Source organism: Microvirga sp. ACRRW, from assembly GCF_022346925.1.
Lineage (GTDB): Bacteria > Pseudomonadota > Alphaproteobacteria > Rhizobiales > Beijerinckiaceae > Microvirga.
On sequence record NZ_JAKRNJ010000001.1, the window covers coordinates 134,244 to 160,935 of the forward strand.

Annotated in this window: 22 protein-coding genes; 9 read left to right on the plus strand and 13 right to left on the minus strand. The window is 63.7% G+C overall.

Translation table 11 applies throughout. The features are described from left to right. Positions 1-2: 2 nt before the first annotated feature. Positions 3-2,534 (minus strand): cell cycle histidine kinase CckA, encoded by a 2,532-nt coding sequence (cckA, locus tag MHY87_RS00780; RefSeq protein ID WP_239348475.1) that lies wholly within the window; start codon positions 2,532-2,534, stop codon positions 3-5. A gap of 382 nt (positions 2,535-2,916) precedes the next feature. Between cckA and MHY87_RS00785 the strand changes: the two genes are divergently transcribed. Further along, positions 2,917-4,107, plus strand: coding sequence for a hypothetical protein (locus tag MHY87_RS00785; RefSeq protein WP_239348476.1), 1,191 nt, complete (start codon positions 2,917-2,919; stop codon positions 4,105-4,107). 81 nt (positions 4,108-4,188) lie between these two features. Here MHY87_RS00785 and dksA read toward each other — a convergent pair whose 3' ends face one another. From dksA to MHY87_RS00805, 4 genes are all read right to left on the minus strand, one after another. Next, the gene (gene dksA / locus MHY87_RS00790) at positions 4,189-4,608 is read right to left on the minus strand and encodes an RNA polymerase-binding protein DksA (RefSeq protein ID WP_134499078.1); all 420 of its coding nucleotides are present in this window, start codon (positions 4,606-4,608) and stop codon (positions 4,189-4,191) included. Between the two features lie 166 nt (positions 4,609-4,774). After that, on the minus strand, positions 4,775-5,761 hold the full coding sequence (locus MHY87_RS00795; RefSeq protein ID WP_239348477.1) for a YcjF family protein: 987 nt from the start codon (positions 5,759-5,761) through the stop codon (positions 4,775-4,777). Then, the gene (locus MHY87_RS00800; protein ID WP_239348478.1) at positions 5,758-7,206 is read right to left on the minus strand and encodes a YcjX family protein; all 1,449 of its coding nucleotides are present in this window, start codon (positions 7,204-7,206) and stop codon (positions 5,758-5,760) included. The genes MHY87_RS00795 and MHY87_RS00800 overlap by 4 nt, the downstream gene beginning before the upstream one ends. Positions 7,207-7,275: 69 nt before the next feature. Beyond that, entirely contained in the window at positions 7,276-8,283 is a 1,008-nt protein-coding gene (locus MHY87_RS00805) for a hypothetical protein (protein ID WP_239348479.1), read from the minus strand. 145 nt (positions 8,284-8,428) lie between these two features. Here MHY87_RS00805 and MHY87_RS00810 point away from each other — a divergent pair, with 145 nt between their 5' ends. Next, positions 8,429-8,959 carry a GNAT family N-acetyltransferase gene (locus tag MHY87_RS00810; RefSeq protein WP_239348480.1) on the plus strand — a complete coding sequence of 177 codons (531 nt, stop codon included), beginning with the start codon at positions 8,429-8,431 and terminating at the stop codon, positions 8,957-8,959. On the opposite strand, the gene MHY87_RS00815 is transcribed toward MHY87_RS00810, so the two are convergent. After that, on the minus strand, positions 8,956-9,480 hold the full coding sequence (locus MHY87_RS00815) for a histidine phosphatase family protein (RefSeq protein WP_239348481.1): 525 nt from the start codon (positions 9,478-9,480) through the stop codon (positions 8,956-8,958). The genes MHY87_RS00810 and MHY87_RS00815 overlap by 4 nt on opposite strands. Then, positions 9,480-10,328, minus strand: coding sequence for a MoxR family ATPase (locus MHY87_RS00820; protein ID WP_239348482.1), 849 nt, complete (start codon positions 10,326-10,328; stop codon positions 9,480-9,482). The genes MHY87_RS00815 and MHY87_RS00820 overlap by 1 nt, the downstream gene beginning before the upstream one ends. 102 nt (positions 10,329-10,430) lie before the next feature. Between MHY87_RS00820 and MHY87_RS00825 the strand changes: the two genes are divergently transcribed. From MHY87_RS00825 to MHY87_RS00845, 5 genes are all read left to right on the plus strand, one after another. Then, positions 10,431-11,720: a cystathionine gamma-synthase family protein gene (locus MHY87_RS00825; protein ID WP_239348483.1), complete on the plus strand. Its 1,290-nt coding sequence runs from the start codon at positions 10,431-10,433 to the stop codon at positions 11,718-11,720. 161 nt (positions 11,721-11,881) lie between these two features. Continuing rightward, positions 11,882-13,672, plus strand: a complete 1,791-nt coding sequence (locus tag MHY87_RS00830; RefSeq protein ID WP_239348484.1) for a cation:proton antiporter — start codon at positions 11,882-11,884, stop codon at positions 13,670-13,672. 4 nt (positions 13,673-13,676) lie between these two features. Then, on the plus strand, positions 13,677-14,852 hold the full coding sequence (locus MHY87_RS00835; protein WP_239348485.1) for a VWA domain-containing protein: 1,176 nt from the start codon (positions 13,677-13,679) through the stop codon (positions 14,850-14,852). Positions 14,853-14,856: 4 nt separating this feature from the next. Next, on the plus strand, positions 14,857-15,426 hold the full coding sequence (locus tag MHY87_RS00840) for a hypothetical protein (RefSeq protein ID WP_239348486.1): 570 nt from the start codon (positions 14,857-14,859) through the stop codon (positions 15,424-15,426). A gap of 6 nt (positions 15,427-15,432) precedes the next feature. Continuing rightward, positions 15,433-16,005, plus strand: coding sequence for an NUDIX domain-containing protein (locus MHY87_RS00845; protein ID WP_370644803.1), 573 nt, complete (start codon positions 15,433-15,435; stop codon positions 16,003-16,005). Between the two features lie 7 nt (positions 16,006-16,012). On the opposite strand, the gene MHY87_RS00850 is transcribed toward MHY87_RS00845, so the two are convergent. Then, positions 16,013-16,438, minus strand: coding sequence for a universal stress protein (locus tag MHY87_RS00850; protein WP_239348487.1), 426 nt, complete (start codon positions 16,436-16,438; stop codon positions 16,013-16,015). Positions 16,439-16,453: 15 nt separating this feature from the next. Further along, positions 16,454-16,774, minus strand: a complete 321-nt coding sequence (locus MHY87_RS00855; protein ID WP_239348488.1) for a 2Fe-2S iron-sulfur cluster-binding protein — start codon at positions 16,772-16,774, stop codon at positions 16,454-16,456. Positions 16,775-17,092: 318 nt separating this feature from the next. Between MHY87_RS00855 and MHY87_RS00860 the strand changes: the two genes are divergently transcribed. Further along, positions 17,093-21,784 carry a hypothetical protein gene (locus tag MHY87_RS00860; protein ID WP_239348489.1) on the plus strand — a complete coding sequence of 1,564 codons (4,692 nt, stop codon included), beginning with the start codon at positions 17,093-17,095 and terminating at the stop codon, positions 21,782-21,784. A 121-nt stretch (positions 21,785-21,905) separates the two neighbouring features. Next, the gene (locus tag MHY87_RS00865; RefSeq protein WP_239348490.1) at positions 21,906-22,412 is read left to right on the plus strand and encodes a MepB family protein; all 507 of its coding nucleotides are present in this window, start codon (positions 21,906-21,908) and stop codon (positions 22,410-22,412) included. 226 nt (positions 22,413-22,638) lie between these two features. Here the strand turns inward: MHY87_RS00865 and MHY87_RS00870 are convergent, their stop codons facing one another. Genes MHY87_RS00870 through MHY87_RS00885 form a run of 4 tightly spaced genes read right to left on the minus strand, consistent with a single transcriptional unit; the run spans position 22,639 to position 26,630 of the window. Then, positions 22,639-23,304 carry an ABC-type transport auxiliary lipoprotein family protein gene (locus MHY87_RS00870; RefSeq protein WP_239348491.1) on the minus strand — a complete coding sequence of 222 codons (666 nt, stop codon included), beginning with the start codon at positions 23,302-23,304 and terminating at the stop codon, positions 22,639-22,641. Positions 23,305-23,328: 24 nt separating this feature from the next. Further along, positions 23,329-24,666: an MlaD family protein gene (locus tag MHY87_RS00875; RefSeq protein ID WP_239348492.1), complete on the minus strand. Its 1,338-nt coding sequence runs from the start codon at positions 24,664-24,666 to the stop codon at positions 23,329-23,331. A gap of 9 nt (positions 24,667-24,675) precedes the next feature. After that, positions 24,676-25,476 (minus strand): ABC transporter ATP-binding protein, encoded by an 801-nt coding sequence (locus MHY87_RS00880; RefSeq protein WP_239348493.1) that lies wholly within the window; start codon positions 25,474-25,476, stop codon positions 24,676-24,678. 2 nt (positions 25,477-25,478) lie between these two features. Continuing rightward, the gene (locus MHY87_RS00885; RefSeq protein ID WP_370644804.1) at positions 25,479-26,630 is read right to left on the minus strand and encodes an MlaE family lipid ABC transporter permease subunit; all 1,152 of its coding nucleotides are present in this window, start codon (positions 26,628-26,630) and stop codon (positions 25,479-25,481) included. Positions 26,631-26,692: the final 62 nt, after the last annotated feature.

Here is a 26,692-nt window from a genome sequence, read left to right on the forward strand (position 1 = left end):
TCCTACTGCCCGATCACCTGCTTCACCGTCTCCACCAGCTGGCGCAGGCTGAAGGGCTTGGGCAGGAAATTGAAGTCCTCGCCTTCCGGCAGGTTCTTGCGGAAGGCTTCTTCTGCGTAACCGGAGACGAAGATCACCTTCAGGTCGGGATAGAGCTTGCGCAGCTCGCCGAGCAAGGTAGGGCCGTCCATTTCCGGCATCACCACGTCGGAAACCACGAGGTCCACCGGCGCGCCGCGCTCTTCGATGATCTCCATGGCCTCGACGCCGGAAGCTGCTTCCAGCACCGTATACCCACGGGCGGTCAGCGCCCTGGCGTTCACGGCGCGGACCGGATCCTCGTCCTCGACCAGCAGAATCGTGCCCTGCCCCGTCATGTCGGCGGCGGGCTTCTTCGGCGCATCGGCCTTGGCTTCTTCCGGCACTTCCTGCACGTCCGGGATATGGCGCGGCAGGTAGATGCTGAAGGTCGTGCCTCCCCCCGGCGTCGAATTCACGTCGATATAGCCGCCCGATTGCTTGACGATGCCAAACACGGTGGAAAGGCCGAGGCCCGTGCCCTTGCCGACCTCCTTCGTGGTGAAGAAGGGCTCGAAGATCTTGTCGAGCACTTCCGACGTCATGCCGGTGCCGGTGTCGGACACCTCGATCAGCACGTAATCGGCGGGCGGCATGCCGCTCACGTTGAGGCGTGTTGCATCCTGGGCGGAGACATTCGCCGTGCGGATCGCGAGCTTGCCGCCGTCGGGCATGGCATCGCGCGCATTCACCGCGAGGTTCACCACCACCTGCTCGAACTGGTTCACGTCCGCCTTCACGAACCACAGGTCGCGTCCGTGGCTAAGGTCCAGCTCCACGCGCTCGCCGAGAAGGCGCTTCAAGAGCATCGAGAGATCGTAGAGCCGGTCGTTGAGGTTGAGCACTTCCGGACGCAGAGTCTGACGACGCGAGAAGGCGAGCAGCTGACGCACGAGGCTCGCGGCGCGGTTCGCGTTCTGCTTGATCTGCATGATGTCCTGGAAGGACGGATCGGTGGGGCGGTGGTTAGCGAGCAGCAGATCGCTGTAGCCGATGATCGCCTGCAGCACGTTGTTGAAGTCGTGCGCGACACCGCCCGCGAGCTGGCCGACCGCATTCATCTTTTGCGATTGCGCGAGCTGTTCCTCGACTTTGCGGAAATCCGTCGTGTCGAGAGCATAGAGGATCGCCGTCTCGCCATCCGCGCCCGTATCGCCTGCTGGCGTCACCCACACGCGCACCGAGCTGCCGTTCTCGCCGGCTGTCTGCAATTCCAACGGCGCGATGTCGCCACGGTTTTCGGCAACTGCCTTCAGGGCTGCATCGAGCGGGCCGCTTTCGTGGAAGCTGTCGAAGATCGAAGGCCCCTCGCCGACACTGTCGCTCGTTCGCGGCAGGATGCCGAAGAGTTTCGAGAACGGCGCGTTCGCATGAACGATCCGGCCCGAGCGGTTCACGGTCGCAATCGCAATCGGCGTGTTGTTGAAGAAGCGCACGAAGCGCACTTCCGCAGCGCGCTGACCCTCATCCACCTCGACACCCGGCGAGCGGTTGAGAACGAGGGTGCGGGACGCGCCCATGCGCCCATCCAGCCCGAAGGCGATGCGGTGATAGAGGCGCGCCGGCAGGAACTGGCCGTTGCGGCGACGCAGATCCAGATCGAAGGTTTCCGTGCGCACGCTTCCCGGCTCGCCGGTGAATGAGGTCATCATCGCCACCACGTTGCGCGGCAGGATATCCGAAAGGCTCAATCCGCCTGAGCCGACCTGGGCGAGATCGTAATCGAGCCAGGTTGCGAGCGTCGCGTTGAGATAGACGACGGAGCCATTGGGATCGATGGAGAGGAAGCCCGCCGGTGCGTGATCGAGATAATCGATGGCGTGCTGCAGCTCCTGGAACACATTCTCCTGGCGCTCGCGCTCCTGGGTGATGTCAGCGATGCTCCACAGGGCAGCATCGCGGTTGCCTGAGCGCGGCATGGGGCGAACGCGAACCCGATACCATCCGAATTCTTGACTGCCGTCGAGAGAGGGCGACAGGCGGATTTCCTCCGTGCCCGTGCGCTGCTCGCGTCCCGCCTGGGCGAGACGGTAGATCGCCTCGGACACCTCCGGCGCGCCCATGAACAGGCGCTCGACTGGGCGAACCTCGCCGCCGCCGGAACCTGCAAGTGCGAGATAGGCCTCGTTGGCATAGATCATCCGGCCATCGTCATCGATGACGGCGAGCCCCTCGCCCGCCGTGTCGGCCATGAGCTTGGTGATGTCGTTGCGGATTGTCCGGCCCGCGAATTGCACGACCCCGATGGCCCAGGCGAAAAGGAAGAACACACCCGCCGTCGCGAAGAAGGCCAGGAGGCCAAGGATCAGGGGCTGCGTCCGCTCGATGCCGAGATAGCGAAGACTGAGGACCGCGCCAGCCAGGAGGGCCGCCAGCAGCAGGACCCATCCGAAATGGCCGTGGCGGTCGGAACGGTCGATGGTCGAACCCTTCGGCATATCGCCCTGATGAGCCATGAACTTCATTATCCTTCAGGATAGCGGATGTGCCGGGAACCGGTTACCGCCCACACCCGCCGCTTGATATCGTGTTGGTCCTACACGGAATTTATTGATTGACCTCTAAGGCGGCGGCAAGCGCCCGCGCAAGAGGTGCATAAGGGTCGTTTTGTAGGGGAATACTCCTCTTCCTGCCCCTCGCAGGACACAATTCGCGTGCTTGAGGAGCTTCCTCCCTCCTCCTGTGGATTGCAGGATTCTTCAACAACCCCATATGCCGTAAGGCTTAGATTGGGCCGTTAACCATCTGTTAACCTTGCGGCTGGCTTTGACGGTCAATGTGGTACAACCAACACAGAACTGGCCTGCAAAGGCCCCCACAAGGCTTTGAGAGTTCATCGTGTCATCTCTTTTTGGTATCGAAGCGTCGCGCGCCGTTCTTTTCGTGATCGCCTTCGCAATCATCCTGGCCCTGGTCGCATTGTTCGGCCTGGTCCTGCGCAAGCTGACGGGCGCTCGTCTCATGATGCCGGGTGCGGACCGCTCCCGCAGCCGTCAGCCGCGCCTCGGCATCGTCGACGTTTACGATCTCGACCGTCAGCGCCAGCTTCTTCTGCTGCGCCGTGACAATGTCGAGCACCTTCTTCTGATCGGCGGCCCCAACGACGTGGTCATCGAGACCAACATCGTGCGCGTGGCCGGCGCCCGGATTCCGGCGGCAGCCAACGAGGCTGGTCCCGAGCGCTTCGAGCCGGCGCAGGTCGAGGCCAATGGCCGTCCTTCCATCGAGGCTCAGCTCGCGGCCCAGCTCGGCTCCTTTGTCCGCCGTCCGTCCGAGGAATCGGATGTGGATCAAGAGCTCTCGGCCGTCGCCTCCGTCAGCGCCCCGATCCCGGCTCATCCCGAGCCCGTTCTGAAGCCCGACGCTGTTTCGGTGTCCTCGGCTCCCGCGATCCAGGGCCTTCGCGCCGAGGCGCGAAACGTGCCGTTCCCGAGCGCTCCGATTGCTCCCGTAGCCCCTGCTCCGGAAGTGCGCCCAGAGCCGCGCCCGAACTTCACGCCTCCTCCCTTCCAGTCGCGCCCGACGCCGACGGCTCCGGCTACGCCCGCTCCGCAGGCCGAGCCCGTCCGTCCGTTCCCGGCGGCACCGGTCGAGGCCCCTGCCGCGCCTGCACCCAAGGCCGGCCCTGATGCCGCTGTCCTTTCCAACATGGCCAAGCAGCTTGAGGAAGCGCTGAAGCGTCCAGCAGCACCAGTCGCCCCGCCTCCGGCTCCCGCCTACGAGCCTCATGAGGAAGATGTCGCGGAAGAGGACGATCTTCTCGAGACTGCCGATGTCGGAGAAACTCCCGCCGTCTATGAGCAGGAGGATCACGACGATCTCGTGGAGGAGGCAGCGCCCGCTCCGCAGCCCGAGCCGCCGCGTCCGGCCCCTGAGCCGGTCCGCCCCGCTCCGCTGCCGCCGCAGCAGCCGGCTCCCGCAGCTGCTCCTGCCGCCGAGAAGGAAAGCGATCCCTTCTCCGTGGAGGAGATCGAGGCGGAGTTCGCCCGCCTGCTCGGACGCCCGCTCGATCCCTCCAAGAAGGGCTGAGGGACAGTCCACTCAAGAACCCAATGAAAAAGGGCTCCGTCACCGGAGCCCTTTTGTTTTTTACTGGAATGAATGGCTGGATCAGTCGTCCCGGTAGACCCGCTCATTGCGCTCGTGACGCTCCTGGGCCTCCAGCGAGAGGGTCGCGATGGGGCGAGCCTCCAGGCGCTTGAGGGAAATCGGATCGCCGGTTTCCTCGCAATAACCGTAGGAGCCATCATCGATCCGGGCGAGTGCCGCATCGATCTTGGCGATGAGCTTGCGCTGGCGGTCGCGGGCGCGAAGCTCGATAGCACGATCCGTTTCAGAAGAGGCGCGGTCCGCCAGGTCAGGATGGTTCTCGTTCTCGCTCTGCAAGGTGGCGAGAGTTTCCTGAGCCTCTTTGAGGATATCGCTTTTCCAGCGAATGAGCTTTCGCCGAAAATACTCCCTCTGCCGTTCATTCATGAAGGGCTCGTCTTCTGTCGGTCGATAACCCTCATCAATTACGATGTCTGTCATGTTCGGCCGTTGTTCCCCGATGAACTGTGGCGCCCCTATATAGGGAAGCGAGTTTCACTACAACGCTCTTCAGCGTCACCGATTTGTCTAAATGCCGAAACGGCCTGCGCCGAAAACCCTGGCATTTCAAGGAAAAGCCGGAAGGCGTACCCATTTGCCGCACCACTTAAGAGGCCGCGGCCTCCGCCCTATGGATCAATTCTCCCGCCACATCCCCGATTTTCGGCGGCTCTTCGCGGATGAAGGGAAGCGGGCGGCAGACGGAAAGAGCCGCAAGCCCGAATCGGGCCGTCATGAGCCCGTTCAGCACGCCCTCCCCCAATTTCGCAGAGATCCGGGCGGCGAGCCCTAAGCCCAAAACCTGCTGCATAAGGCTGTCGCCCACCGCAACGCCACCTGTCACAGCCAGATGGTTCAATGCCGCCTTGGCGAGCCTCAGGAAACCAAACAAACCCGGCCTGCCGCCATAGATCCGCGCCAGAGTGCGCAGCAAGCGCACCGCCGCGAAGATCACGAAGGCCACGTCCACGATGGCGCGGGGACTCACCGCCGTCACAAGGGACACCTGTTTAGCCGCTGCCGCAATCGCGCGCTTGGCCTGAACATCGAGGGGCGCCAGCAGCTCGCGCTCGGCAATGGCGAGGCGATCATCCGCATCGATGATCTCGTCCGTCAGGGCTTTCAGACGGGCGCTGCCCTGAGCGGCGCTGCTTCTCGCGCCATAGAGGCCGATCAGATCGCCCACGATGCCTTTGGCGGCTTTGTGATCCTTCACCGCCAGAGCATCGACGGCGGCCTCACGCAGCCGCTCGATCTTTTGCTCTCGCCAGATGCCCAAGACTTCGCGACCGATGATGGCGAAAAAGGCGAGCGCCGCGATGATGGCCAGCGCCAGTCCAACCCAGCCGAGCCACGGGGCGATGGCGTAGAGATCGACAATCAGCCTTTCAAAGGCGAGCCCGAGACCGAGAACCAGAAGGCCCGACAATGCCGAGAGCAGAATGCCCATCCAGGGCGCGCGCCGCCGCTCGCCCATGGGCACGACGACGCCGTCCGCCGCCTCGATGGCATCGAAGGGCTCCTCCGTGACCTGAATGGCTCCGCCGGTCACGTTGGGATCATCGAGGCGGAAGGCGCGAGGTTGGCGGCTCATGCGAAACGGTCCCCCAGCAGGAATTCAAGGGCGCGGTCGAGACGGATATGGGGCATTTTCGCCATGCGTCCCGCCGCATCGACAGGCAATCTGGGCGGCCTGAAGCGCGGGAAGCGGAAGGAGCCGGGCTCGATGGCGCCGTGAAAGATGGCCTCCGCCGATTCCGGCAATTCGCCCGGAAAGATCGCGGCTTCCGTCTCGCCGTCGAAGATCTCACCCCCCACCCGCTCGCCGGCCTCCGGCACGCCCGATACGGCCCGCAAGGTCTCGCGGCCTTCGCGGATGGTGGTTTCGCGCGTGGCGCGGACAGAAGCGAGCGCCACGGTGCCGACCCGCGCGCCAGCAGCTTCCGTGCGGCGCGAGGCGCGGTTCACGAGATGGCGCAGGACCGCATCGAGCCGGTCGTGATCGGTGTGATGGATGTGATCCGCCTTGGTCGCCGCGAACAGTACCCGGTCGGCGCGCGGCGAGAACAGGCGGGAGAGCAGCGTATTACGCCCGATCCGGAACGCCATGAGAACCTGATCGAGCGCTTCTTCCAGCTCGGCCAGGGCGGCAGGCCCCGCATCGATGGCCGCGAGCACGTCGACGAGTACGATCTGCCGGTCGATGCGCTGGAAATGGTCGCGGAAGAACGGTTTCACCACATGCGATTTGTAAGCCTCGTAGCGGCGCTCCATGAGCGCGGCGAAGCTGCCAGGCGCGATGGGCTGGCCGCCCGGCAGATCGAGAGGCGCGAAGGTCAAAGCCGGAGAGCCCGCAAGATCGCCGGGCATAAGGAAGCGACCCGGCGGCGTGGTTGCGACGGCTTCTGCGCCGGCGCGCAAGGCCGTCAGATATTCCTTGAAGGCCTCGCTCGCTTTCGCGGCCAGCATCTCATCGGCGGAACCTGCGGGATCGAGGCTTTTAAGCGCCTCATGCCAACGGCCCGCGACTGCCGCCCGGTCGCGCTTGCGGCTGGCTTCGACCGTCTGGCGAGACCACTCGGCATAGCTCATATCGAGAAGCGCCAGATCGAGCAGCCACTCGCCCGGGTAATCGACGATGTCGACGGCCAGCGAAGCCGGGCCCGAGCGCCATCCGGCCTTGCGTTCGTATTCAACATCGACCCGTAATTCGCTGATCCGGCTCGTGGATTGTGGCCAGCGTCGATCTTCGGTGAGCGCCGCCATATGCTCCTCGAAAGGAAAGCGCGGCACCGTATCGTCGGGCTGATGGGCCAGATAGGCGCGCCGGATCCGCCCCTCGGCCGAAGCGCGGAAAGCCGGAAGGTTCGTGCCGCGTGTCAGGTGATGAACCAGCGCGGTCGTGAACACGGTCTTGCCGGAGCGGGCGAGACCCGTGACGCCGAGACGGATGGACGGCTGAACGAGCTGACCGGAGGCCTCCCAAAGCGATTGGGCGGCAGACCCCGCGCGGGAGGCAAGATCGGTAATGACTGACACTCAGATGAACCTAATTCTCTCAAGCCAAGCTGAAAGGTGGGGCTTGGAGTCCTATCGCGCAAGGCAACGCTATCGCTCCTGGGGCTGCCCCGCCCTGACATTGGCCTCGAGCTTCGCGGTGGCGCGCTCGATGGCGGCCTGAACGAGATCGGGGCTCGCCCGCAAGGTGCCCAGCTCGAAGGAGGACATGGCGAGCATCACCTGGGTCAAGTTCGGCAATGGCTTGCCATCCTCGGCATAGAGCTTGAGGTCGTCGCTGAGCCCGATTCCCAGCCCCTGAACCATGCGGCTCGCGTAATTGCGCAAGCGCTGTTCATCGGGAGCGCAGGTGCTTGCTACCATGGGCTTTTGAGTGGCAGAGGCGGTCGTCGCGGGCTCGCGCTTCGGCTTCGTTTTCTGAGCGAGGAGCGGCTGGGGCCGTGTCGCAGGCTTCGGCTTCTCGCCCATGCCCACCGCGATGCTGGGCACGCGATATTGCGGCGTCTTCGGCGTCAAGGAAATGGACAGGGAGACTCGCCCCGGCTTGCCGCCGGGACCGCTCTTCGCCGTGTAGCGCACGACATTCCCTTTCCCCTTGCGCCGCGAGGCGAGATATTGCGCGCGCACCGTGCCGCCGATCCCCCGGATGGCCAACACCGCCATGCCGCCGATGCCGGTGGCGACATTGCATTCCGCGGGCGCCCAGCGCCGCACGATGTCGAGGGCGGATTTTCGGTTGTAGTCGAGATAATAGCGTTTCAGCAGCAGAGCGGCGGCATCGGCCCCGTGATCGGCGGAAACGAAGCCCACATGCCCCTCGCCGTCGGTCGCGAGTTCACCGTTCCAGCGGGCGCTCTTGATGCACCAGTAATTGTTGAGCTTCACGCAGCGGGTGACGAAGGGGCGCTCCGCCTTGAAGAAAGCCGCCAAAGTGACCGCAGCCTTCGGCTCAAGCGCATCGATAGCCTCGGACCGCCAGTTGGTGATCTCGCGGCTCTCGGGCTCGTAGCGCGCCTGCTTCGAAGCGACGAGATCAGCGACGTCGGGAAGCAAGGCATGCCCGGCAAGGCCAAGCGCAAGAAGCGTCTCGATCAGCATGTGAGATTTCGTCCCCGCGAACCCGTGAAATTGTCGAGGTCATTTCGGGAGAAACGATGGCGAGGCCGATATGTTCATCCATGACGGCCGATCTTGACCGTTCTCCTCAGCCCGCGAATGATCCGTCTCTTTCGCGTGAGCCCTCATGACTGCCGATATTCTGATCCGATGCCTGGAACCCTCTGACGTACAAGCCTTCCGCGACTTGAGGCTGGAAGCGCTAGCCACCAATCCGGAGGCTTTCGGCTCCAGCTACGAGGAGGAAGTGACGCTTCCGCTTGAGACGATCCGCGCCCGCATCCCGACATCAGGTCCGAATGCCATCTTCGGTGCCTTCGCGGGAGAACGTCTTGTCGGCATGGCGGGCTTCGCGGTCTATGACCGGAGGAAGGCTTCCCACAAGGGCTTGATGTGGGGCGTCTACGTGCAGGCGGAATGGCGCGGAAAAAGCTTGGGAAGGAAGCTCGTGCAGCATGTCATCGCGCGCGCGGCTCAGCACGTGATCGTGCTCGAAGCGGCGGTCGGGATCACCAATGAGGGCGCGCGCCGCACCTATCACGCACTGGGCTTCAAGCCTTACGGGATCGAGCGCAAAGCACTTCGCGTCGGCGACACGTTCTACGACGAGGAATTGCTGTTCATCGACTTTGAAGAGCCCGGCGTACCGAGCCTTTAGCCATCCTCGCCCGCGCCGATGGATTTCGGCGTCACGAAGCGCTCGAGACGACCGGACTTGCGCGTGACGTCAGACCAGCTCTCGACGGAGAAATCGATGACGGCGAGACCGGCGGTCGGATATTTGCTGCCTAGGCGCATGATGCCGTCCATGTCGCCCTCGCCGATCAGGAAGCTCGCGAGATCCTCGAATCCGGGATTGTGGCCGATCATCAGCAAGGTGCGCGCCTCGGGCTCTACCTCCCGCAACACAGTGAGAAGCCGGGCAACGGGCGCCTCGTAGATGCGTCCGTCGTGACGATTTGGAATATCGCCGATGATGGGATGCACGATCTCCCAGGTTTCCTGCGTCCGGCGTGCCGGTGAAACGAGCGCGAGATCGGGCGCGAGAAACTCGGCTTTGATGTAGTTGCCCATCACCATGGAAGCCTCCTGCCCGCGTGGGGCGAGAGGCCGGTCGAGATCGAGCACGCCCTGCGGCCAGGCAGCCTTGGCATGACGGAGAAGAAGCAGGCGAAGCATCAGCGCCCTTCCCTTCTCGCGATGAAGGCAAGCTTCTCGAACAGGCTCACATCCTGCTCGTTCTTGAGCAGCGCACCGTGCAATGGCGGAATGAGCTTGCGGGTGTCTCGCTCGCGCAATTGCTCGGGGCCAATGTCCTCGGAGAGCAGCAGCTTAAGCCAATCTAAGAGTTCGGAGGTCGAGGGCTTCTTGCGCAAGCCCGGGACCTCGCGCACCTCGAAGAAGATCTTGAGCGCCTCTTCCACAAGCCGGTGCTTGATGCCGGGATAATGCACCTCGACGATGCGCCCCATGGTCTCCGCATCCGGGAACTTGATGTAGTGGAAGAAGCAGCGTCGCAGAAAAGCGTCCGGCAGTTCTTTCTCGTTGTTCGAGGTGATGATGACGATGGGCCGCTGCTTGGCCTTGATCGTCTCGCCCGTCTCGTAGACGAAGAACTCCATGCGATCGAGTTCGAGCAACAGATCGTTCGGGAACTCGATATCCGCCTTGTCGATCTCGTCGATCAGCAGCACGGGCCTGACGTCGGAAGCGAAGGCCTCCCAGAGCTTGCCGCGCTTGATGTAGTTTTTGATGTCCGACACGCGGGAATCGCCGAGTTGACTGTCGCGAAGGCGCGAAACCGCATCGTACTCATAAAGCCCCTGCTGGGCCTTGGTGGTGGACTTGATGTGCCAGGTGAGCAGCGGCGCATTCAGGGATCTGGCGATCTCCTCGGCCAGGACCGACTTGCCGGTGCCGGGCTCGCCCTTCACCAAGAGCGGGCGCTCCAGGGTAATCGCCGCATTCACCGCGACCGTCAGGTCCTCGGTCGCCACATAGCTTTCGGTCCCGGTAAAACGCGCCATCCCCACCATTCCTTGTCCGAGCGGAGCCTATGACGTGTCGTCACCTTTCGGCAACCGCTCTCATCATGTAAGCCCATAACAAACTAGGGAGGACAACAGCCAATGGCTCATAACCGTTATCACAAAGACCGCATCGGCAATCACAAGCTGAAGCCTGAAACCCTCATGCTGGGCTACGGCTACGATCCGACCCTGTCGGAAGGCGCGGTGAAGCCGCCGGTCTTCCTGACCTCGACCTTCGTGTTCAACAGCGCCGAGCACGGCAAGGAATTCTTCGATTACGTGGCGGGCCGCAAGGAGCCGCCCAAGGGTGAAGCCGCGGGCCTCGTCTATTCCCGCTTCAACCACCCCAATTCCGAGATCGTCGAGGACCGCCTCGCCATCTTCGAGGAGGCGGAATCGGGCCTTCTCTTCTCCTCGGGCATGTCGGCCATCGCCACCACGATCCTGGCCTTCTCCCGCCCCGGCGACGTGATTCTCCACTCCCAGCCCCTCTATGGCGGCACGGAGACCCTGATCGCCAAGACGCTGGCCAATTTCGGCATCCAGGCCGTGGGCTTCGGTGACGGCGTCGATGGCGCCGGCATCCGTGCAGCGGCCAAGGAGGCTCAAGGAAAGGGCCGGGTCGCGGTCGTCATGATCGAGTCGCCCTCGAACCCGCTCAACACCCTGGTGGATGTGGCCCTCATCCGCACCATCGCGGAGGAGATCGCGCAAGCCCAGGGCGGCCAGCGCCCGGTGATCGTCTGCGACAACACCCTCCTCGGCCCGCTCTTCCAGAAGCCGCTGAAGCATGGCGCGGACATTTCCGTCTATTCGCTGACGAAATATGTGGGCGGCCATTCGGACCTGATCGCGGGCGCGGCATTGGGCTCCAAGGAGCACATGAAGTCCGTGCGCCTGCTGCGCTCGGCCATCGGCACACAGCTCGATCCGCATTCCTGCTGGATGCTTGGCCGTTCGCTGGAGACGCTGGCGCTTCGCATGACGGCCGCGAACCGCAATGCGGAGATCGTGGCCAAGTTCCTCAACGAGCATCCGAGCGTCGTGAAGGTCCACCACCTCGACTATCTGCCGGAAGGCTCGCGCGCCGCCGAAGTCTACAAGGCCCAGAGCGACGCCCCAGGCTCGACCTTCTCCTTCGACGTGAAGGGCGGCGAGGCGGAAGCCTTCAAGGTGCTCAACGCGCTTCAGGTGTTCAAGCTCGCGGTGAGCTTGGGCGGCACGGAATCCCTCATCTCGCATCCGGCCTCCACCACCCATTCCGGCGTACCGAAGGAAACCCGCGACCGCCTCGGCGTCTCGGACGCCACGATTCGCGTCTCCATCGGCATCGAGCATCCGGACGATCTGGTAGCGGATCTGTCGCAGGCTTTGGCGACGCTGGGTTGATATTCGACAAGCGTTATCCCGGACGGCTCATGTCGTCCGGGATGACAGCCTCCGGCAAGCGCCGCGTCATAAGCCATGTCTCGGCTTCATAGCTTGAGCGGAATTTGCCCTTGCGCTCCCCTTCCGCGTAGAACCACAATGCGCTTGAACGGAAGGACCCAATGACGACCTCGATCGACCTGCATGCCTATCAGGAGCCCATCCTTTTTCTGGCAACGGCAGGCGTCGTCGTCCCGCTCTTTCACAAGCTGAAGATCAGTCCGGTTCTGGGCTTCCTCGCAGCCGGAGCGCTTCTGGGTCCCTATGGCTTCGGACGGCTCATTCCCGATTATCCCTGGATAGACTGGCTCACCTTCACCGATCCTGAAGGCACATCACGCTTCGCTGAGTTCGGCGTGGTCTTCCTGCTGTTCACCATCGGCATTGAGCTGTCCTGGCAGCGCCTGCGCATCCTGCGCCGTCAGGTCTTCGGGTTCGGCACACTGCAGGTCGTCCTCTGCACCCTGGCGCTGGGCCTCTTTGCCTACAAGACCGTCAATTCCATAGCGGCAGCCGCGATTATCGGCATCGGGCTTGCGCTTTCATCGACGGCCATCGTCCTGCCCGTGTTGGCGGAGCAGAAGCGTCTTAATTCCGCGGCAGGACGCGCGAGCTTTTCCGCCCTGCTCTTCCAGGATCTCGCGGTAGCACCCATCCTGTTCACGATTGCGGCCCTCGACACGCGCCAGCCCGAAGTCAGCATGGTGTCGTTTGCCATCGCTCTCGGTCAGGCGGGCCTCGCGCTCGCGATCATCGTCGGCTTGGGCCGTCTGGTGCTGAGGCCGTTCTTCCAAATGGTCTCCGCCACCAAGAGCCCCGAGATGTTCATGGCGGCATGCCTGCTCGTGGTGCTCATGACCAGCCTGATCGCTGCGGTGAGCGGACTCTCCATGGCGCTCGGCGCGTTCATCGCGGGCATTCTTCTGTCCGAGACGGAATACCGCCGCGCCGTCGACACCACGATCCAGCCGTTCAAGGGATTGCTGCTCGGCGTGTTCTTCGTGTCGGTGGGCATGAGCCTCGATGTGATGCGCTTCCTCGAAGCGCCAGTGACGATCCTGGCCGTCGCCACCTTCCTCATCGCCATCAAGAGCGTGATTATCTTCTGGCTCTCCCGTCCCTTCGGCCTCAACGCCTCCGAGGCCGCCGAGACGAGCCTGCTGCTCGGCCCTGGCGGCGAGTTCGCCCTCGTCATCATCGGCGCCTCCATGGCGGCGGGCCTCGTGCCTTACGAGATCGGTAAGAATCTGCTGCTGGTGACCACTCTCACCATGGTGGCGATCCCCTTCCTCGCCCGCCTTGGTCGACGCCTGAGCCGCAAACTCGAACAGCAGCGCCCCATCGATCCGGAACTCTCCGTGCCGCCTCCACCGGAAGAGGTGGGCCGCGTCATCGTCGCCGGCTATGGCCGCGTCGGTCAGCTCGTGGGCGATATGCTTCAGCGTCACAAGGTGCCCTACCTCGCCATAGACATGGACCCCGCCCGCGTGGCCGAGGAGCGCAAAGCCGGCAAGCCGGTCTATTTCGGTGATGGCTCATATTCCTCCTTCTTGCGTGCCTGCGGCATCGAGCAGGCACGCGCCCTCGTCATCACCCTCGACACGCCGAGCGCCATCGAGGCGGTGGTAAGTGCGGCCCGTCAGGAGCGGCCCGACCTCACCATCGTGTCCCGCGCCCGCGACGCGAAGCATGCGGCACAGCTCTACGATCTCGGCGTTGATGACGCGGTGCCGGAAACCATCGAGGCATCGCTGCAACTAAGCGAGGCGGTGCTGGCCGATATCGGCGTGCCCATGGGCCTTGTGATCGCATCGATCCATGAGCGGCGCGACGAGTTCCGCGTGCTTCTGCGGCAGAGCAACAAAAAGCCGGAGCGGATCGAATTTCGAGCAAGACGCACAGTAGGCAAGTAAGGCGATGTTCCTCACCTTCTTCACGGAGCTGCGTGCGGCGAAGGTGCCCGTCTCCCTCAGGGAATATCTCTCCCTGATCGAGGCGCTCGATGAGGATCTCGCCGACAAGAGCGTGGAGGAATTCTACTATCTCTCCCGCACCTGCCTGGTGAAGGACGAGCGCCATTTCGACAAGTTCGACCAGGTCTTCGCGCATGTGTTCAAAGGTCTCGAAAATTTGGGCCGCGCGCTCGGCCAGGAGGAGATTCCCGAGGAGTGGTTGCGCAAGCTCGCCGAACGCTATCTCACCGACGAGGAGAAGCAGCAGATCGAAACCATGGGCTGGGACAAGCTCTGGGAGAATTTGAAGAAGCGCCTCGAAGAACAGAAAGGCCGCCATCAAGGCGGCAATAAGTGGATCGGCACCGCAGGCACGTCGCCTTACGGGGCTTACGGCTACAACCCCGAAGGCATCCGCATCGGTCAGGACAAGAACCGCAATTTCCGCGCCGTAAAGGTGTGGGACAAGCGCGAGTTCAAGGATTTCGATGACGACGTGGAGCTTGGCGTGCGCAACATGCGCATCGCGCTGCGCAGGCTACGCCGCTTCGCGCGCACCGGCTCGGCCGAAGAGCTCGATCTCGACGAGACGATTCACGAGACCGCGCACAAGGGCTATCTCGATGTGCGACTGCGGCCTGAGCGCCGCAACGCGGTGAAGGTGCTGCTGTTCCTCGATGTGGGCGGCTCGATGGATTGGCACATCCAGGCGGCGGAGGAACTGTTCTCGGCGGCGCGGCTCGAGTTCAAGCATTTCGAGCATTTCTATTTCCACAACTGCGTCTACGAGCATGTGTGGAAGGAAAACCGTCGCCGCTTCGACGAGAAGATTCCCACCCTCGACCTGATCCGCACTTATCCGTCCGATTATCGCGTGGTCTTTGTGGGTGATGCCTCCATGAGCCCCTACGAGATCACTCATCCCGGCGGCTCGGTAGAGCATTGGAACGAGGAAGCCGGCAGCATCTGGATGCGGCGCATCCTCGATCATTTTCACAAAGCTGTCTGGCTGAACCCGGTGCCGAAGAACCATTGGCACTACACCCAATCCGTCACCCTCATGCGGCAGCTCTTTTCAGAGCGCATGCATCCGCTGACGCTGGAAGGCATAGACCACGCCATGCGCGAGCTGGTACGGTAAGGCCATGACACAGACTTACACTTACAGCCCCCGTCCGGTGGGCGGGCCGATCAGCTTTGCCATCAAGGGTGACATGCTGATCGTGGATTCCGGCCGCAAGGTGCACGAAGTGCGCCTCGGCGCGGTCGATACCGTGCGCATGACCTATGAGCCCGGACGCATCGGCCAGAAATCTTTCCGCACGAAAGTGACGATGAAGGACGGCAAGACCTTCACCTTCAGCTCGCTCAACTGGAAGAGCCTCGTGGAGGCGCAGGAGATGGCGGCGGAATACCGGGCCTTTGCCCGCAACCTGTGCGAGGCCATTGTAACGGCCAATCCGCAGGCGCGTTTCATCGCCGGAAAGCCCTGGTGGCTGTGGGCCTCAACCACCGTCGTCGCCATCCTGTCGCTTCTCATGATGGCTTATCTGATCTGGCAGGCGCTCCGGATGGGCTCAACGGGCGTGGCCCTGATCGGCGCATTGCTCGCGGTCGTGGGTACGTGGCAGATCGAGCCGATGGTACGCCTCAACAAGCCGCGCGTCTTCACCTCCGGCGCATTGCCGGAAGAGCTGATGCCGAAGGCGAGCTGATTTTTCATGACGAGCAGCCTTGAAGACGCGGACGAGCGGCGGCCCGACATCGAGACTGTCGACAGCAAGATCGTCTACGAGAACAAGTGGATGAAGGTCCGGGAAGACCGGATCCGCCGCAGGGATGGTTCGCTCGGCATCTACGGTTTCGTCGACAAGCCTGACTTCGTGATCATCGTTCCGGTCCAGGACGGCATCGTCCATCTGGTCCAGCAATACCGCTATCCCATCGGCCGCAGGCAGTGGGAGTTTCCGCAGGGTTCTTGGGAAGGCGAGCATGATGCAGATCCGCGCGATCTAGCACGGGGCGAGCTGGAGGAAGAAACGGGATTGTTCGCCGGAAACATTCAAGAGGCGGGGCAGCTCTACCCTTCGTATGGAACCGTGACACAGAGCTACCGGATTTTCCTGGCGACGGGCCTCACGCTTGGCCGCCGCCAGTTGGAGCAGGAAGAGCAGGACCTCATCACCAAGGCCTTCCCGCTGGCCGAGGTGGAGGCGATGATCCTGAACGGCACCATCCAAGATGCCGGAACCGTCGCCTCCTTCGGGATGCTGAGGCTGAAAGGCCTGATCTAAAGCCCTTTTAAGTCCGCACCACCAGCACTGAGCACCGTGCATGGCGCACGATGGTGGAGGCGTTGGAGCCCAGGAGATAGGTCGCCATGCTGGGACGGTGCGAGCCGACGACGATGAGGTCCGCGCCGGTCTTCTCGGCCTCGTCCAGCACCTCGCCGTAGACTGACCCCAAGCGCACGACCGCGGAGACACGATCGGCTGGCAGCTTCACGCTGGCCGCGAGCTCGGCGAGTTTCTTCTCGGCCTCGTCCTGTTGTTCCTGGTCGAAGGCCGGGGGCATGAACTCCATGTAGGTGACGGGCACGATGGCCCGCACATAGACGAGGCGGACATTGCCCTCAGAAGTCTTGGCAAGCTCCACGGCCTTGTCCAGCGCGGGCTGCGCCGTCTCGACCTCACCGAGGTCGACGGGAACGAGGATCGTCTTGAACATGGGCAATTCTCCTGATCAGCCTTGGCGGGTGGGGGTGTGAACAACCAGCCCGTCCAGCTCGGGCCGAACCCGGATCTGGCAGGACAGGCGGGAATTGGGACGCACATCGAAGGCGAAATCCAGCATGTCTTCTTCCATGGGTTGGGGCTGGCCGGTCACGGCCTCCCACTCCTCCTCGACATAGACGTGGCAGGTCGCGCAGGAGCAGGCGCCGCCGCATTCGGCCTCGATGCCCGGAACGCCGTTGCGAATGGCGGTTTCCATGACGGTCGAGCCCTCCTCGGCCTCCACAATCCTGGCGGTTCCTTCGGCATCGATGAAAGTAATCTTGATCATTGCGGACCTTTCTCTGTCGGCGCATATTTAAGATACGGCGCGCCGGATGACGAGAGATGAGCACGAGGCTTGCCGTCTTTTCGCCGTATTTCCCCCGGTAGTGCAGGTTACTGAGCCGTTAACGACGTTCGCAAGTGGCAGGGGACATCGGGTTTCCTTGAACATGACCGGCCGCTAAACTTGCTTGGTAAATAGCAGATTACCGTACGGAAGGACTGTCACCAGTTTTTCCGGACCGGCTGAAGCCCGCATTGCCTCTGAATGATCAAGGGAATGCAGGCGGCTTCAACCATCACAGTTGCGTCACGAGGGCGGATCATGGCGACCGAAAAGAAGAAGATAAAAGACCCGGCGGAGGCAGCCCTTTCGGCTGTCGAGCAGGCTCTCAACCTTGATGAGACCTTTGAGATCCCGACCCCGGATCAGCCGGAGAACACGTCTTCTTTCGAGGAGCCGCGCCTTCCGGACATCGACGCGCATGATTTCACGAAGGGCCCCTTCGCCCTCAACCCCGAGATTTCGGATCGCCACGACAACCGTCTGGACGACCGCGATATCAAGTTGGACGACGAGCCCCGCTCCGGCTTCGTCGCGCCCGATCGCGCCGCCGTCGCCAACGATGACCGCCAGAACGTCGGCGTGATGCTGCAGGCCCTCCAGGTTCGCCCCTCCCGTACCGCCTATGTGTTTGCGACCCTCGCCTCCCTTCTCTGGGTCGGCGGCGTCGGCTATTTCCTTTACTCCCGAGGCATCGTGACGGTTGAGCAGCTGCTCGCCACATTCCCGACCTCGCAGCTGGCCCTTGGAGCCATTGCACTCGTTGCTCCGCTCTTCCTGTTCTTCATTGCCGCGATGCTGACCGTCCGCTCGCAGGAAATGAAGATGGTCGCCCGCGCCGTCGGCGAAGTGGCCGTGCGTCTTGCCCAGCCCGAGAACTTCTCCACCGACGCCGTTCTCTCCGTCTCCCAGGCCGTGCGCCGCGAAGTGGCTGCCGTGGGCGATGGCGTGGAACGTGCCCTCGCCCGCGCCGGCGAACTTGAGACGCTTGTGCGCAGCGAGATCTCGACGCTTGAGCGTGCCTATTCCGACAACGAAATCCGCATCCGCTCGCTCATCGACGAACTCGTCGCCCAGCGCGAAGCCATCGTCTCCAATTCGGAGCGCGTGCGCGGCGCCATCACCGGCGCTCATCAGAACCTGATCCAGGATCTCGACGTCGCCAGCGAGCGCGTTGTCACCGCTGTCGGCGGCGCAGGCGACAAGGTCACCGGTTCCCTCGAACAGCAGGGTGACCAGATCACGCAGGCCCTCGGCCGCGCCGGCGAGCGCGTCGTCGAAGAGATGGCGAGCCGTGGCGTCGAACTCGTGGAGCGCCTCTCCGGCGCTAGCGAGGAGATCAAGTCCGGCATCGCCGATGTGGGCACCACGATCACCAGCGCACTTGAAGGCAAGGCGCAGGACATCACCGGCGCTTTCGAGCGCACCGGCGACGTTCTCACCCGCCACCTGCAGGAAGGCGCGAGCCAGGTTACCCGCACGCTGGCCGAGACCGGCCGCGGCGTCATCGACGCCCTCGCCCAGCAGGGCAGCGACGTGCGCGAGGCGTTCGAGCAGACCGCCCGCAGCCTCGAAGAAAGCTTTGCGCTGCGCGGCAGCGAGATCACCGAGAAGCTCGCAGCCACCGGTGGCGTCATCGCCGACGACATCTCCGCCCGTACCACCGACATGCGCGACCAGATCGCGGCAGCCGGCCTCTCCGTGAGCGAAGAGCTCATGACCCGCGGCACGGCCCTGCGCGAGCAGCTCGCCACCACGGGCTCGGATGTGGTCAACGACATCATCACCCGCGGCAACGAGTTCCGCGAGCATCTGGCGACGACGGCTTCCGAGGTCGGCAGCCAGATCACGCTACGTGGCAACGAAGTGCGCGAGCACCTCGAAGGCGCCGTGCGCATGGCTGACGAATCCATCGGCAGCCGTGTCGAGGATCTCGCCATTCGTCTCGAAACCGCCAGCCAGCGCGTCAGCGAGTCCGTCACCGTTCAGGGTCAGGCCCTGGAGAGCAATCTCGCCCAGGTCGGCGAGCGCCTCTCCTATCTCATGGGCTCCAAGGTCGAGGAATTCCAGTCGACCTTCGACACCCGTGGCCAGGAATTCTCGGAGACCCTCTCCCGTCATGCGGACGAGGTGCAGACCCGTCTCGCCGGCACCGGCAAGGACATCGTGCTCGCCATCGCAACCCAGGGCGCACGCGTCAACGAAGTGCTCAACCGCACGGCGGAAAGCGTCACCAATACTGTCGACACCCGTACCCGCGAGGTGGAGGAAACCCTCGGCTCGCGTCTCGAAGCCTTCGAGGGCGTCATGGGCCGTGGCGGCGAACTCGCCGACCGCATCTCCCGCGAAGTGGGCAGCCTGACGGAAACGATCAGCGGCCGCTTCGAGGAGATGGATCGTCTCATCACCGTGCAGGGCCGCTCGATGTCCGAGGCCTTCGCCGAGCGCGCTCGCGAAGCGACAACCGCTATCGAGACCCAGCTTACCGCGCTCGAGGAGCACGCCTCCCGCCGCACCACCGAGATCACCGCGAATTTCGACACCATTGTCGAGCGTGTTGACGGCGTTCTCGGCGCTCGCTCCACGGCCCTCAACGAGGCGCTCGTCGTGCGCACCGGCGAGATGGCCCGCGTGATGGCGGAAGGCGGCCGCGATGTGGCGAACGCTCTTCAGACCCGTGTGGACGAGATCAGCCAGGCGATCACTGCCAAGACCAGCACGATCGCAGACACCCTCTCCTCCAAGGCGGAGCAGATCGGCGAGACGCTGGATGCACGCGCGACCAGCATCAACGAGCTGCTCGGCAACCGTGCCGGCGAGATCACGCAGACGCTGGAAAACCGCATCAACACGATCAACCAGATCCTCGGCGACCGTGCCGACGAGATCGCCGAAACCCTCGGCGCCCGCGCCTTCGAGATCAACCAGACTCTCGGTGGCCGTGCGGAAGAGATCGCTTCGACTCTCGATGAGCGCGTCTCGAATTTCGAGGAGCGCGTGGTCAATCGTCTCGGCGGCGTGGCGGAAGCCATCGACGAGCGCGGCTCGGCCGTCGTCTCCTCGCTCAACAGCCGCATCGGCGAGATCCGCTCGATCTTCGATACGCAGGGCAACTCGCTCATCGAGACACTCGGCAATCGTGGCGAAGTGATCGGCCGCGAAGTCGAGACCATCACCGAGAGCACCCTGCGCGCCCTCGAAGAGCGCAGCCAGACCATGCTGTCGTCGCTCCAGGACCGCACGATGGAGCTCACCTCCTCCTACATGCAGTCGACGGAAGCCATGCGCGTTGCCATCGACTCCGGCACGGAGCGCACGGTCGAGACCTTGCTCGGCACCAATGAGCGCCTGCGCGGCGAGCTCGCCGACGTGCTCGGCCGCCTGCAGGATGCCAGCCGCACTCTGCAGCAGGTGGCGGCCTCCGCCAGCAACAACCTCGGCGCCGTCGAGGACGGCCTGGGCGGACGCGTGCAGCAGATCGAGACGTTGCTGTCGGAAATCGCCTCCCAGGCGAGCCGCGCCTCGGATCAGGTTGCCGATCAGGTCGATGCCCTGCGTGGCGTCTCCTCCGGCGCGATCCAGCAGGCCATGGACCTCGCTCACGCCCTCGAGGATCGCGGTCGCTCGCTGACCGAGACCACCTACGAGCAGATGAACACCCTCACCCAGGCGGCCTCCGCTCTGGAGCGTGTGGAAAGCCGCATGACCGAGGCCCTGTCCAGCCGCCAGAGTGCCCTGGACGAGCTGCTCGGCCGCATCGAGGAGCGCTCGCAGGATCTCGAATCCGTCACCCGCGCCTTCACCACTCTCGTGGAAGGCTCGCTCCAGAACGCCGAGAACAAGGCGCGCCAGATCGGCTCTGTCCTTGCCGGCGCTGCCGAGACGACCACCTCCGCCATCGGCGAGCAGTTCGAGCGCATCCGCTCCACCACCAGCGTGGAGAGCGAGCGCACCGCTGCCACCCTGCGCTCGACCTACGAGCAGGCAGCAAGCGAGATGGCGGAAGCCCTCAGCGGCGCAACCGCGAAGTTCCGCGACACCATGGGTGAGCTGCGCGGCATGACTGGCCAGATCCAGCGCGAGCTGGAAGCCACCCGCGCCGAGCTGCGTCGCGGTGTCGTCGAGCTGCCGCAGGAGACGCAGGAGACCACGGCCAACATGCGCCGTGTCGTCGCCGACCAGATCAAGGCTCTCAACGAGCTTTCCGCTCTGGTTTCGCGCTCGAACCGCGTGGTCGATGCGGCTCCCGCCGCTCAGCCCCGCCGCGCTGCGGTGAATGAGACCCCGGTTGCTGCGACCATGGCTGCGGTTGCCGCCGCCGTCGAGCAGCGCATCGCCTCCCCTGCCCCGGTTCAGGCCTCCGCACCCGCACCGACGGTCGCCCGTCAGCCTGAGCCGCGTCCGGCTCCTGCTCCGGCACCGGCCCCCGCGCCGGTCCGTCAAGCGGCTCCCGCTCCGGTGCAGCGTCCTGCTGCCCTTCGCGAGGAAGCCTCGTCCGCCCGTGACGCTGGCGCTGCCCGTGGTGGCTGGCTCTCGGACCTTCTGAACCGCGCCTCGCGCGATGATGAAGAGGAGCCTGTCCGCGCTCCGGCTCGTGGTGGCCGCACCAACAGCCTCGACTCGCTCGACTCGATCTCGGTCGATATCGCCCGCATGATCGATCACGATGCAGCCGTGGAGCTGTGGGACCGCTACCGCCGTGGCGAGACCAACGTCTTCAGCCGCCGCCTCTACACGGCGCAAGGCCAGCAGACCTTCGACGAGATCCGCCGCAAGTACCGCCGCGACGACGAGTTCCGTCAGACGGTCGACCGCTACGTGGACGAGTTCGAGCGCCTGCTCGCAGAAGTCTCCCGCGACGACCGTGACTCCACGCTGACGAAGACCTATCTCACGTCGGAAACCGGCAAGGTCTACACCATGCTGGCCCATGCAAGCGGTCGCTTCGAGTAAGATCGGCTCCGACTAAACGACACGCGAAAACGCGGCCTTCGAGGCCGCGTTTTTTATTGAGCCGGTCGATGTGTCAGGCTCGCCATGCGCATTGAAAGGACGAGCCTTGAAGCAACCCAGTATGAAAGTTCATCCGGATTTTCTGGATGCTGCCGATCGCCTCTACGGACCGCTGGGACTTGAATGCTCCGAACTGCAAGTGGAGCCAGAAAGCGCGGAATATGGCGCGTGCCGCTTCGACCTCGGTGGGCGCTCGGTTGTGTTTCGGGCTTCAAAGATCACACCCACGAAAATCGGGCAGTTCGTCACTTGCTGGAAACGCGTCGGGAGCAGCCCGATTCAACCATTCGATATATCCGATCCGTTCGACTTTCTCGTCGTCAGCTGTCGAAGCGAAGAGCATTTCGGACAGTTCGTTTTTCCAAAACCGGTGCTGCGGGAAAAGGATGTCGTTTCGGAACACGGCAAAGGCGGGAAACGAGGCATCCGCGTCTATCCGCCGTGGGATGAACCCGAGAGCCGTCAGGCGCAGCGAACGCAGGATTGGCAGAGCGACTACTTCCTGAAGATTGAGGACGCAGCTTTGGATAAGGTCAGAGCGCGAAAACTTTATGGGCTAGAGCCATAACCCGTGCAGAGCCGCTTTAGAGTTTCTTGCTGTGTGGCTCTTGGCTACCCTTTGTCATCACCGGCCTTGTGCCGGTGATCCCGATTGTTTGAATCGCAGTGCCTTTCTAATCGAGATGACCGGAGCAAGCCCGGTCATGACGAGGGCGGCTTGAAATGAGCGGCAAAAGAAAAAGGCCCCGATCCACTCGGAGCCTTGAACGATCAATCCCAATGGGACCGCTGACTTAAGTCGGCGCCTTATCCGTTAGCGGAGCCTGGCTGCTCACGTCACCCGGCTCCGCGCGGCGCGGCAGCGGGCTGCCGCTGACCCAGCGCACGATGTCGAGCATGGCGATCGAGAGTGCCTCGTCGAGGGCACGGGCTGCGTTGGGAGCATCCACGGCGGCAACCGGCACACGGGCACGGAAGATGCGGCCGCTTGCGATGCGGCCTGTCTGGTCGCTCACGATCTTCACCGAGATCTCGACCACCGCCTCGTTGGAGGGTGTGGCGATCTCGAAGCTGCGGAGTTCCGAAACGAGCTGGACATCGGCCACCGCACCGCTACTGGGCCGGGATACCCCGCGCAGCTGGGAGGCGTTCTCGAAGGTGTTGATGAGGCGCGTCTGGATCAGGCGCGGCAGGTTATCGGCCCACTGCCCTTCCCCGATGAAGGAGACCGAACCGCTCGCGTCCTTCACCAGGATCTGCTGGGTGGCGAGGGTCTGGATGGCGGCGGGCTCGTTCACGAGCACTTGGACGCCGGCGGCTCCCCTGATCCGCGACGAGGGCGCCGAGAGGTCATACGTCGTCGGCGCCGGGCCCGACGAGCAGGCGCCGGCAAGCGCCGCCAGCAGCATCACAGGCATCAGGCGCCGGAGCGGCCGGGAATCGGTCGGGGGAAGAGACACGGATGATCCACGCATACGGTTTACTTAACGGCGTCCATTGTATTGGGGGAGATTAGGTTGACCACCGAAAATAAACTGCTGTGGATTACGCTCGATGCTGCGCACCGCACGGCTGATATCCCCCAGCGTCTTCCGGCCTTCGACGGCCAGGGCCTCGTATTCCCTCAGACCTGAATCCGTGAAGCGGCCGACGCCGGAGAGAACGCCCTCAATGCCGCTGGTGCGCCGGTTCAGGTCGTCGGCAAGATCACGGACGGAAACGGCGGCGGCCCTGATTTCGTCGAAGGCCCCCTTGCCCGCCTCGCCCGAGGCCGAGCCGAGGAACTTCTCGGCCCCGGCCAGGACACCGTCGATCTTGTCGGCGGACTTATTGAGCTTCTCGGTGATGGAACGGGCTTCCTGGATCGCCTTGTCGATGTCCGGCCTGCGGTTGTTCAGGGTGTCGGTGAAGGCCTGAACGTTGTCGACCGTGCTTCTCACCTTGGCCGGATCGACGGCCTTGGTGAGCTCGGAGATCTCACCGATCGCGGAATCCAGCTTGGGAGCGGTCTCGTTGAGGCGGTCCACAAGGCTCGCCGCGTCCTTGAGGGCTTCGCTGACCACTTGGCGGTTCTCACCCAGAGCCTGAGCGAAATTGTCCACATTCTCGACGATTCGGGTCACACGCTGCGGCTCGACCGCGCGCACCACCTGATCGACATTGGTCGCCAGGGTCTCAAGTTTTTCGGCGAGGGGGCCGACTTTCTCGGCCGCCTGTCCGATCTGGGCCAGGAAGCGGTCGATGCCTTCTGCGTTCTCGCCGAGCGCCTGCGAGAAGCGCTCCACGTTCTGAACCGTGCGGTTGATGGAACCCTCGTTGTCCGCAATGACCCGGCCCACGCGCTCCAGCACATCATCGGCCCGGCGGGCGATGTTGCGGGCTGTCTCGATCAGGTCCTGGAAGTCGGAGCGGTCCGCGAAGATGGTCGGCATCGGCTGTCCGGGCCCCGCCACCAGCGGAGGCGCGCCGGGCTCGCCGCCCGAGAGGCCGATATTCGCCACACCCGTCAGGCCTTGGTATTCCAGGCGGGCGCGAGTATCGGCGCGAATGGGGGTGCTGTTGTCGACCTGCACGATGGCCACGACCCGGCGCGGGTCTTCGGGCAGGAGGCTGATCTGGGTCACCTCGCCGACGCGAAGGCCGTTGAAGGACACGCTGGAGCCCTGGGACATGCCGGACACGGAACCGGAGAAAACGATGCGGATGTTCTGGCGGTCCTGCCCCCGGGTTCCGCCGGAAAACCAATAGACGAAGCCGAACGCCGCCGCGATCACCGCCAGGGTGAAGATGCCGATCAGGGCGTAATTCGCACGCGTTTCCATCGCTTCCTCTTAAGCGCCGCCGGCCATGACCGAGCGTGCCCGTTTTCCATGAAAATAAGAGCGGAGCCACGGGTGATCAGAAGCCAGCATCGCCTCGATCGTCCCCTCCGCCAGGATTTTGCCGTCACCCAGCGCCGCGATCCGGTCGCACACCGTGTAAAGGCTGTCCAAATCATGGGTTACCATGAATACGGTAAGCCCCAAAGTCCGCTGCAACGTCGCAATCAGTTCGTCGAAATCGCCCGCGCCGATGGGATCGAGACCCGAGGTCGGCTCGTCGAGAAACACGATGTCCGGATCGAGGGCGAGAGCGCGGGCAAGAGCCGCACGCTTGATCATGCCGCCCGAGAGTTCCGAAGGCAGCTTGTCCGCCGCGTCCGGATTCAGGCCCACCATCTCGATCTTGAGCATCGCGAGCTCATCGAGGAGCCGCTCGGAGAGATTGAGATGCTCGCGCATCGGCACTTGGACGTTCTGCTTCACGGTGAGTGCTGAAAACAGCGCTCCCTGCTGGAACAGCACGCCCCAATGGCGCTCCATCATGCGGCGCTCGGAGGGCGACAGGCCGTCGAGGTTCTCGCCCAGAACCTCGATGGTCCCCGCACGCTTGGGCACGAGGCCGAGGATGGCGCGGGTGAGCACCGACTTGCCCTGGCCCGAAGCACCCACGAAACCGAGGATTTCGCCGCGATAGACGTCGAGATCGAGACCTTTCAGGATGGTCCTGTCGCCGAAGCCGACCTCGACGCCGCGCACGCGGATGATCACGTCGCGGTCTTGGGTGGAAACAGGAGGGCGCCGTTCGAGCATCGTCAGTACCTGATGGCCGCGAAGAACATGGCGAAGAGGCCGTCGAGCACGATGACCATGAAGATGGCCTTCACCACCGACGAGGTCACGTGCCGACCAAGCGACTCGGCCGAACCCTGCACCGCCAGCCCTTCGAGCGTCGCGATGATGCCGATGATCATGGCCATAAAGGGTGCTTTGATGATGCCGACCATGAAGGTGTTGAACGCAATAGACGCCTTCAGGCGCGTCAGGAACACGTCCGGGCTGATGTCGCCGTAGATCCAGGCCGTTACGCCGCCGCCGAGCAGGGCCGCGATGCTGGCGATAAAGGTCAAAAGCGGCAGGCCGATGATGAGGGCAAGGATACGCGGCAGGATCAGCACCTCGATGGGATCGAGACCCATGACCCGCAGCGCGTCGATTTCCTCGCGCATCTTCATGGAACCGATCTCGGCGGTGAAGGCCGAACCGGAACGGCCCGCCACCATGATCGAGGTGAGGAGCACGCCCAATTCGCGCATCACCAGGATGCCGATGAGATCCACCACGAAGGGGGTCGCGCCGAACTTGACGAGCTGGAAAATGCCCTGCTGGGCCACGATGGCGCCGACCAGGAACGAGATCAGGACGATGATCGGCACGCCGCGATAGGCGATCTGCTCCAACTGGTTGATGACTGCCGTGCCGCGAAAGCGCCGGGGATTGAGGACCACACGGATGAAGGCCGAGACCAGCTCGCCCAGGAAGGCGACGCCGCGGACGAGGTCGCTGCCTGCCCCGGTGACGGTCTGGCCAACATCGACGAGAAAATCGACGAAGCGGGAGCGCCTCACCTGCGGCTGTTCCTGGAAGCCGCGATAGGCAACCTCGTTCAGGAGGATATGCTGTTCCTGGCTGGCATTGACGAAATCGGACGCCAGGCCCTTCTCGCCGAGTTCATGGCGCGTGCGGTCGAGGACCCAGGCGCCCAGGGTATCGAGCCGCTTGACCCCCTTGAGGTCGAGGATGAGGTTGCTCCGGTCGGCCTCAGCCGCGATCTCGCCCACCAGGGCTTCGACCTTGCGCGCGTGCTCCGCGGTCCAATAGCCGGCCAGCGCCGCCGTAACTTTGTTCCCGGCACGCTCGATTGTCACTTCCGGCTCTTGAGCGAGGGTGCTCTGCGCCACGATCATCCTTCCGGCATTGATTCCTTTTGGTGATAGCGTGTAGCTGCGTCAGAAGTCGAGATGAAGTT